The sequence below is a fragment of the Georgenia sp. genome, from assembly GCF_054605595.1.
Map to the genome: position 1 here is coordinate 1 of NZ_JBTSDU010000145.1, position 6,904 is coordinate 6,904.

6 protein-coding genes and 1 other RNA gene are annotated in these 6,904 nt (G+C 71.2%); 4 read left to right on the forward strand and 3 right to left on the reverse strand.

Annotated elements, in window-relative coordinates:
- A partial coding sequence (locus ACYC1Z_RS13280) for a multicopper oxidase family protein (RefSeq protein WP_461410000.1) occupies positions 1-1,393 on the forward strand: 1,393 nt, incomplete at its 5' end.
- 25 nt (positions 1,394-1,418) lie between these two features.
- On the opposite strand, the gene ACYC1Z_RS13285 is transcribed toward ACYC1Z_RS13280, so the two are convergent.
- From ACYC1Z_RS13285 to smpB, 3 genes are all read right to left on the reverse strand, one after another.
- Positions 1,419-2,471 carry a threonine aldolase family protein gene (locus tag ACYC1Z_RS13285; RefSeq protein ID WP_461410001.1) on the reverse strand — a complete coding sequence of 351 codons (1,053 nt, stop codon included), beginning with the start codon at positions 2,469-2,471 and terminating at the stop codon, positions 1,419-1,421.
- Between the two features lie 190 nt (positions 2,472-2,661).
- Positions 2,662-3,029, reverse strand: a transfer-messenger RNA (tmRNA) gene (gene ssrA / locus ACYC1Z_RS13290).
- Between the two features lie 114 nt (positions 3,030-3,143).
- Complete coding sequence (gene smpB, locus ACYC1Z_RS13295) at positions 3,144-3,668, reverse strand: SsrA-binding protein SmpB (protein WP_461410002.1); 525 nt, start codon at positions 3,666-3,668, stop codon at positions 3,144-3,146.
- Positions 3,669-3,863: 195 nt separating this feature from the next.
- Between smpB and ACYC1Z_RS13300 the strand changes: the two genes are divergently transcribed.
- The 3 genes from ACYC1Z_RS13300 to moaA form a co-directional block, all read left to right on the forward strand.
- A complete protein-coding gene (locus ACYC1Z_RS13300) occupies positions 3,864-5,180 on the forward strand; it encodes a nickel-dependent putative hexonate epimerase (RefSeq protein ID WP_461410003.1) in 1,317 nt (438 codons plus the stop codon).
- On the forward strand, positions 5,177-5,776 hold the full coding sequence (locus ACYC1Z_RS13305) for a GDSL-type esterase/lipase family protein (protein ID WP_461410004.1): 600 nt from the start codon (positions 5,177-5,179) through the stop codon (positions 5,774-5,776). The genes ACYC1Z_RS13300 and ACYC1Z_RS13305 overlap by 4 nt, the downstream gene beginning before the upstream one ends.
- A gap of 152 nt (positions 5,777-5,928) precedes the next feature.
- A partial coding sequence (moaA, locus tag ACYC1Z_RS13310; protein ID WP_461410005.1) for a GTP 3',8-cyclase MoaA occupies positions 5,929-6,904 on the forward strand: 976 nt, incomplete at its 3' end.

Consider the following 6,904-nt stretch of genomic DNA (forward strand, 5'->3'; position numbering starts at 1 on the left):
GCCGGGTGTCGGTGGGCCGGGCGGTGCGGCCCTGGTCGAGCCGGAGGTGCTGTCGAGCGAGGCCGGCCTGCTGCGCGTGGAGCTCGTCGCGGCCCGTACCGAAGTCGAATTGGCCGGCCGGCAGGCGCGGGTGCTGACGTACAACGGCTCCCTCCCCGGCGCGACCTGGCGGGTCCGTCCGGGCGACCGGTTGGAAGTCCGCGTCGTCAACACCCTGGACCAGCCCACCAACCTGCACACCCATGGACTGGCCGTCTCCCCGACGGGAAACGGGGACAACCCGTTCGTGAGCATCGCCCCGGGCGAGAGTTTCGACTACCGGTTCGACCTTCCCGAGGACCACCCCTCCGGGGTGTTCTGGTACCACCCGCATCGGCACGGCACCGTGGCCGACCAGGTCTTCGGCGGCATGTACGGCACGATCATCGTCGACGGCGGGGAGCAGGTGCCCACGGCCCGGGACCGGACGCTGGTGATCTCCGACATCACCCTGACCGCCGGCGACGACGTCGCCCCGGCCTCGTCGGCCGACGTCATGATGGGCCGGGAGGGCGCGATGGTCCTGGTCAACGGGCAGTGGCGGCCGACGATCTCGGCCGCCCCCGGCGAGCGGGAGAGGTGGCAGGTGGTCAATGCCTGCACATCGAGATACCTCCGGATCGCCGCGCCCGGGCAGCAGGTGGAGCTGCTCGGCATCGACGGCGGGCACGAGGCGCGGCCCCGCCCGGTCGAGGAGGTGCTCCTCGCGCCGGGGAACCGGGCGGACATGCTCGTGACGATGGCGTCGGGCACCGGCGAGCTGGTCACCCTGGGCTATGACCGGGTCGGCGGCATGATGCGGGCGATGGGCGGGGCGGCGGGCCTGTCCGGGCCCGCCACCCTGGCCACGCTCGCAGTGGCCGGGCCCGAGGTCCCACCTCTTGGACCGGTACCCGCCTCCGCGAGCGACCCGGACCTTCGTGACCAGGAGGTGGGTGCCGAGCGTGAGATCTCCTTCACCATGTCGATGGGCGCCATGATGAACCGCGGAGGGGGCTCGGGCGGGATGGCGGACCTCGGGTTCGACAGCCGCCGCTTCGACGCCGCCCGCACCGACCAGGACGTCCGTGTCGGCACCGTGGAGTCCTGGACGATTCGGAACCCCACCCCGCTGGATCACCCGTTCCACCTGCACGTCTGGCCGATGCAGGTCATCGAGGAGGGCGGGTCACCGGTGGCGGCGCCAACCTGGCGGGACGTCGTCAACGTCCCCGCCGGGGGGCGGGCACGCGTGCTCGTCGACTTCTCACGGCACCCCGGACGCAGCGTCTACCACTGCCATATCCTGGACCACGAGGACGCTGGCATGATGGCCACCGTCGAGTCCGCACCCGCACCCGCACCCGCCCAGTAGGCCGGTACGTCGGGCGGGGCCGAGTTCACGACTGCCGGGCGCCGGACCTCCCCGGGCGCGACAGCTCCGTGGCGAGGGCGGCGACGAGGCCCTCGACGTCGTCCGCCGTGGTGTCGAAGGAGGCGACCGCCCGCACGGTGGTGGCGTCCCAGGCCAGCACCGGGGCGGCGGCGACCACCCGGTGCAGCGCCGCCGCCGGGACGGGGATGAAGACGGCGTTGGCCTCCACCGGGTAGACCGGCTCGAGGTCGATCCTCCGCAGGCGCTCCACGAGGAGGTCGGCGGCCGCGTTGGCCCGGGCGGCGTTGCGGTGCCACAGGTCGCCGTCGAGGAGGGCGAGGAGCTGGGCGGAGACGAACCGCATCTTCGAGGCGAGCTGGCCGGTGGCCTTGCGCAGCCGTTCGACGGGTTCGGCCAGGGTGGGGTCGAGGACGAGGACGGCGTCGCCGAGGAGGAGGCCGTTCTTGGTACCACCGAAGGAGACGACGTCGGCGCCGGCGTCCGTGGTCAGGGCCGCCAACGTGGTGCCCAGGCGGGCCGCGGCGTTCGCCAGCCGGGCGCCGTCGATGTGGAGGCGGGCGCCGCGGGAGCGGGCGAATGCGCCGATGGCGGCGAGGTCGGCGGCGGGGTACGTCGTGCCGAGCTCGGTGCTCTGCGCCACGGTGATCGCCGCGGGGCGGGCGTGGTGGACCGAGCCGTCGTCGGTATCGAAGACGCGGGCCAGCAGCTCCGGCGTCGTCCGGCCCGTCACGGACCCGGCGATGCGAAACGGGATGCCGCCGACGAGCTGCGGCGCCGTCGACTCGTCGGTGACCATGTGGGACTCGGCCGTGGTCACGGCGGCCTCCCACCGCTGCAGCAGCGCCTGGAGGGCGATGACGTTCGCACCCGTGCCGTTGAAGACCGGGTAGATCCCGGCGCCGGGGCCGAACAGATCCCGCACGCGCTCCTCGAGCGCGGCGGTGAGGGGGTCGGCGCCGTAGGAGGGCGCATGTCCCTCGTTGGCGTCCACGATCGCGGCGAGCACGGCGGGGTGCACACCGGAGGCGTTGTCGGAAAGGAATCCGCGGGACTTCATGGCGCCATTCTCCCCTGCCCGTTCTCCCCTGCCCGTCCGTCCTCGCGCGGACATCGGGGACGGCCACACCGTCACGGCCGTCACGGTGCCGGGCACCGAGGTGGCCGGGACCGGTTCCCGAACACGAACAGCCACCCGTGTCAACGGATGGCTGTCCCTGTGTCACGACATGCGTTTCCGCAGGTCACAGTGGTGGAGATGGCGGGAATCGAACCCGCGTCCGACGGCGCAGAACCAGGGCTTCTCCGGGTGCAGTCTGCTGATGATTTTCTCGGCCCCAGCGATCACACAGACAAGTCGCTGACGGGCTCAGTCACCTGAAAGTCCCTGTAACCCCGGTGACGAAGGCTACAAGCAGTGGCTCTCTAGATGACGCCAGGAACTGGGGCGAGAGCTACCTCAGGCTGACGGAGTTCGGAACTCGCTCAGGCGGCGAGGGCGAACTCGGTGCGCTTGAAATCGGCACCTATTGGTTTGCAGGGAGCGTTGACGAGATAACCCTGCATCCTCGACCCGCTTCTCCTGGAACGACGACCATCGTCGAAACCGATCATCCCCATGTGCAGTTGTCAAACGACTCGGGCCGCAACCCGCATCGGTATCCATCCTACGTCCTCAACCATGGGCCTCGCACACCTATTCCGGCCGGCGGCGGCACCGGCCGGCGGCGCATCACCGCACGCGGCGCAGGCTCATGGCGCGTTGTGCCTCCCGCTCGTCCTGTTTCTCGCGCAGCGTCTGGCGCTTGTCCCACTCCTGCTTGCCGCGGGCGAGCGCGATCTCCACCTTGGCGCGCCCCCCGATGAAGTAGAGCTCGAGCGGGACGATCGTGTGGCCCTTCTCGCGCGTCTTGACGCCGAGCTTCTCGATCTCGACCTTGTGGAGCAGGAGCTTGCGCTTGCGGCGCGGGCCGTGGTTGGTCCAGGAGCCCTGGGCGTATTCGGGGATGTGGACGCCGTGCAGCCAGGCCTCCCCCCGGTCGATCTCCACCCAGCCGTCGGTCAGCGACGCGCGACCCATGCGCAGCGCCTTGACCTCGGTGCCCGTCAGCGACAGGCCCGCTTCGAAGGTGTCGTCGATGTGGTAGTCGTGGCGTGCCTTCTTGTTCCGGGCTACCACCTTGCGGGCATCGGACGCGAGCTTGGCCCGCTGCCCGGGGGTCGGCTTCGGGGTTCCCGGTGCCTTCACGCCAGCCACGGCTACCTCCTTCTCTCTCTCGCCGGTTTGCGGTGCCCCGCGGGGCACCGCGCCCGGCGGCGGTGCGCCCCGCGACGTACCGGTCCTCCAGCCTAGGTCAGGCGACGCGCGGGCTCGACCTCATTCCCGCGACAACTGGCGGCAACCCGGCGTCTCGCCGTCCCCCTGCGCGCGTGCCGCACTATCTTGGCGGGTATGACCTGGTTCAAGCACGAGGCAGCCACCATCTCCCGCGCCGAGATCGAGGAGATGCTTACCCGCATGCTTGCCGAGGCGAAGGATCGCCTCGGGATCGCCGAGTACCGCCGGGTGCTGCTCCTGCCGCCGGACATCACCCGCGCCCACGCCGGCGTGGGCTGGATGACCGAGTTCCTCTACCACCGGCTCGACGACGCCGGCACCGAGGTGCACGTCATCCCCACCCTCGGCCAGCACGTGCCACACACGCCGGCGGACAACCGGTGGATGTTCGGCACCATCCCCGAGGAGCGCATCCACGCGCACGACTGGAAGCACGGCGTCACGAACGTCGGCACGATCGAGGCGTCCTTCGTCAAGGAGAAGACCGGCGGCGCCGTCGACTGGGAGATGCCGATCGACCTGAACACCATGACGGTCACCGAGGACTGGGACCTCATCATCAACGTCGGCCACGTGGTCCCCCACGAGGTGCTCGGTTTCGCGAACCACAACAAGAACTACTTCATCGGCCTGGGCGGCAAGCGACTGCTCGGCGCCGCACACATGGCCTCGGCCATGTACGGCATCGAGAACAACCTCGGCAACCTCCTCACCCCGGTCCGGGAGTGCTTCAACGAGGCCGAGGACCGTTTCCTCGGCCACCTCAAGGACGTCTACTTCCAGGTCGTCATGAACTACGACGACGACGGCAACCTGGTCCATACCGGCGTCTACGTCGGTGACGACCTCGAGACGTACTACGACGCCGCCCGCGCCTCCCTGGCGCAGAACATCACCCCGTTCGACGTGCCGGTGCAGAAGGTCGTCGCCGTCATGCAGGCCGACGAGTTCCGCGCCACCTGGGTGGCGAACAAGGCGGTCTACCGCACCCGCATGGCCATCGCCGACGGCGGCGAGCTCCTCGTCATCGCGCCGGGGGTGGAGCGCTTCGGCGAGCAGCCCGAGGTCGACGCGCTCATCCGCAAGTACGGCTACCTCAGCCAGGCCGAGGTCATCGACCTGTACACGACGCAGGCGGACATGCAGGACATCCCGCACGGCACCGCGCACCTGGTCCACGGCTCCGCCGAGGGCCGCTTCACGATCACGTACGCGCCCGGGAAGCTCACGAAGGACGACATCGAGTCCGTCGGGTACCGGTACATGGACGTCAACGAGGCACTCGAGCGGTACAACCCGGAGACGATGACGGACGGGTGGAACACCATGCCCGACGGCGAGGAGGTCTACTACATCTCCACACCGTCGGCGGGGCTGTGGGCCACGCGCGAGAAGCTGGCCCAGCGCGCCGGTCACGAGCTGCACCGGTGAACGCCGATGCGCCACTGCGCCTGTGCGTGATCGGCGACGAGCTCGTCGCCGGTCAGGGGGACGCCCGCGGACTCGGGTGGGTGGGACGCGTCGTGGCCCGCACCGCCGGCGAGGACCCGGCGTTCGTCGCCCAGCTCGCCGTGCCGGGCGAGTCGACGACGGCGCTCGCCGCCCGGTGGAAGGCCGAGTGCCTGCGCCGGTTCACCCCGGACACGGACAACCGCCTCGTCGTCGCCCTGGGTTCCGCCGACCTCGGCGAGGGCCTGTCCCTGGCCCGGTCCCGGCTGAACCTCGCCAACGTCCTCGACGGCGCCGCCGCCGAACGGGTGCGGCCCTTCGTCGTGGGGCCGCCCCCGCGCCCGGGAGTGGACGGCGCCGCCCTCGCCGGGCTCTCCGAGGCGTTCGCGGACGTGTGCGGGCGCCGCCGGGTGCCCTACGTCGAGACGTACCAGCCGTTGCACGACCACGAGCAGTGGCTGGCCGACATCGCCGCCGGGGACGGGACGCACCCGGGCCAGGCCGGGTACGGGCTGCTCGCCTGGTTGGTGCTGCACAGTGGCTGGCACGCCTGGCTGGGCCTGCCGGAGGAGAACTGAGCGGCCCCGCCCGGGAGTCGGCCGCGGCGCACCTGCCCCGGCTCGCGGGCCGGCGCGAGCGGCACCCCGCCGGTCGAGCCGCAGGGCGTGGGTCCCTGACCGACAACCAAGACAACCAAGAAGTCCTAGACAGCCCCGGATAGGGTGGCAGCATGTCCGTCGACCTCGGTCTGCCCGGCTCTCGCCCGGCGACATCCGCCGGGCCGGTGGCGGGGGCCCCCGCGCCGGCCCGTCCGGGAACGGCCGACCTCGTCGACCGGTTCGGCCGTGTCGCGCGTGACCTGCGGGTCTCGTTGACGGACCGGTGCAACCTGCGCTGCGAGTACTGCATGCCGCCCGAGGGCTTCGACTGGATGCCGACGCCGCAGGTGCTCTCCGACGACGAGGTCATCCGCCTGGTGCGGATCGCCGTCGAACGCCTGGGCGTGCGTGAGGTCCGGTTCACCGGCGGCGAGCCGCTGCTGCGCAAGGGCCTCGAGCGCATCGTCGCCGCGACGTCCGCACTGCGCACCCAGGACGGCAGGGCTCCCGAGACATCCCTGACCACCAACGGTCTGGGCCTGGAGCACCGCGCCGAGAAGCTCGCCGCGGCCGGGCTGACCCGGGTGAACGTCTCGTTGGACTCGCTCGACCGGGAGACGTACGCCACCCTCTCCCGCCGGGACCGCCTGCCCGACGTGCTCGCCGGCATCGCGGCGTCCGACGCCGCCGGACTGCGCCCGGTGAAGATCAACTCCGTGCTCATGCGCGGTCGCAACGAGGACCACGCGCCCGACCTGCTCGCGTTCGCGCTCGAGCGTGGTTACGAGCTGCGCATCATCGAGCAGATGCCGCTCGGCCCGCCCGAGATGTGGAAGCGCGGGGAGATGGTGACCGCGGCGGAGATCCTGGCGATCCTGCGCCGCCGGTTCACCCTCACCCCGCAGGACCCGACCGAACGTGGCGCGGCCCCGGCCGAGCGGTTCACGGTGACGCCCGGCACCGACGGACTCCCGGGGGGGACCGTGGGCATCATCGCCTCGGTCAGCGCACCGTTCTGCGGGGCCTGCGACCGTACCCGCCTGACCGCCGACGGCCAGGTCCGGACCTGCCTGTTCTCCCGCACGGAGACCGACCTGCGCGGCCTGG

Coding starts and splice junctions, on each gene's coding strand:
- ACYC1Z_RS13300 (WP_461410003.1), top strand. CDS start 3,864: ATGACCTGGTTCAAGCACGAGGCAGCCACCATCTCCCGCGCCGAGATC.
- ACYC1Z_RS13285 (WP_461410001.1), bottom strand. CDS start 2,471: ATGAAGTCCCGCGGATTCCTTTCCGACAACGCCTCCGGTGTGCACCCC.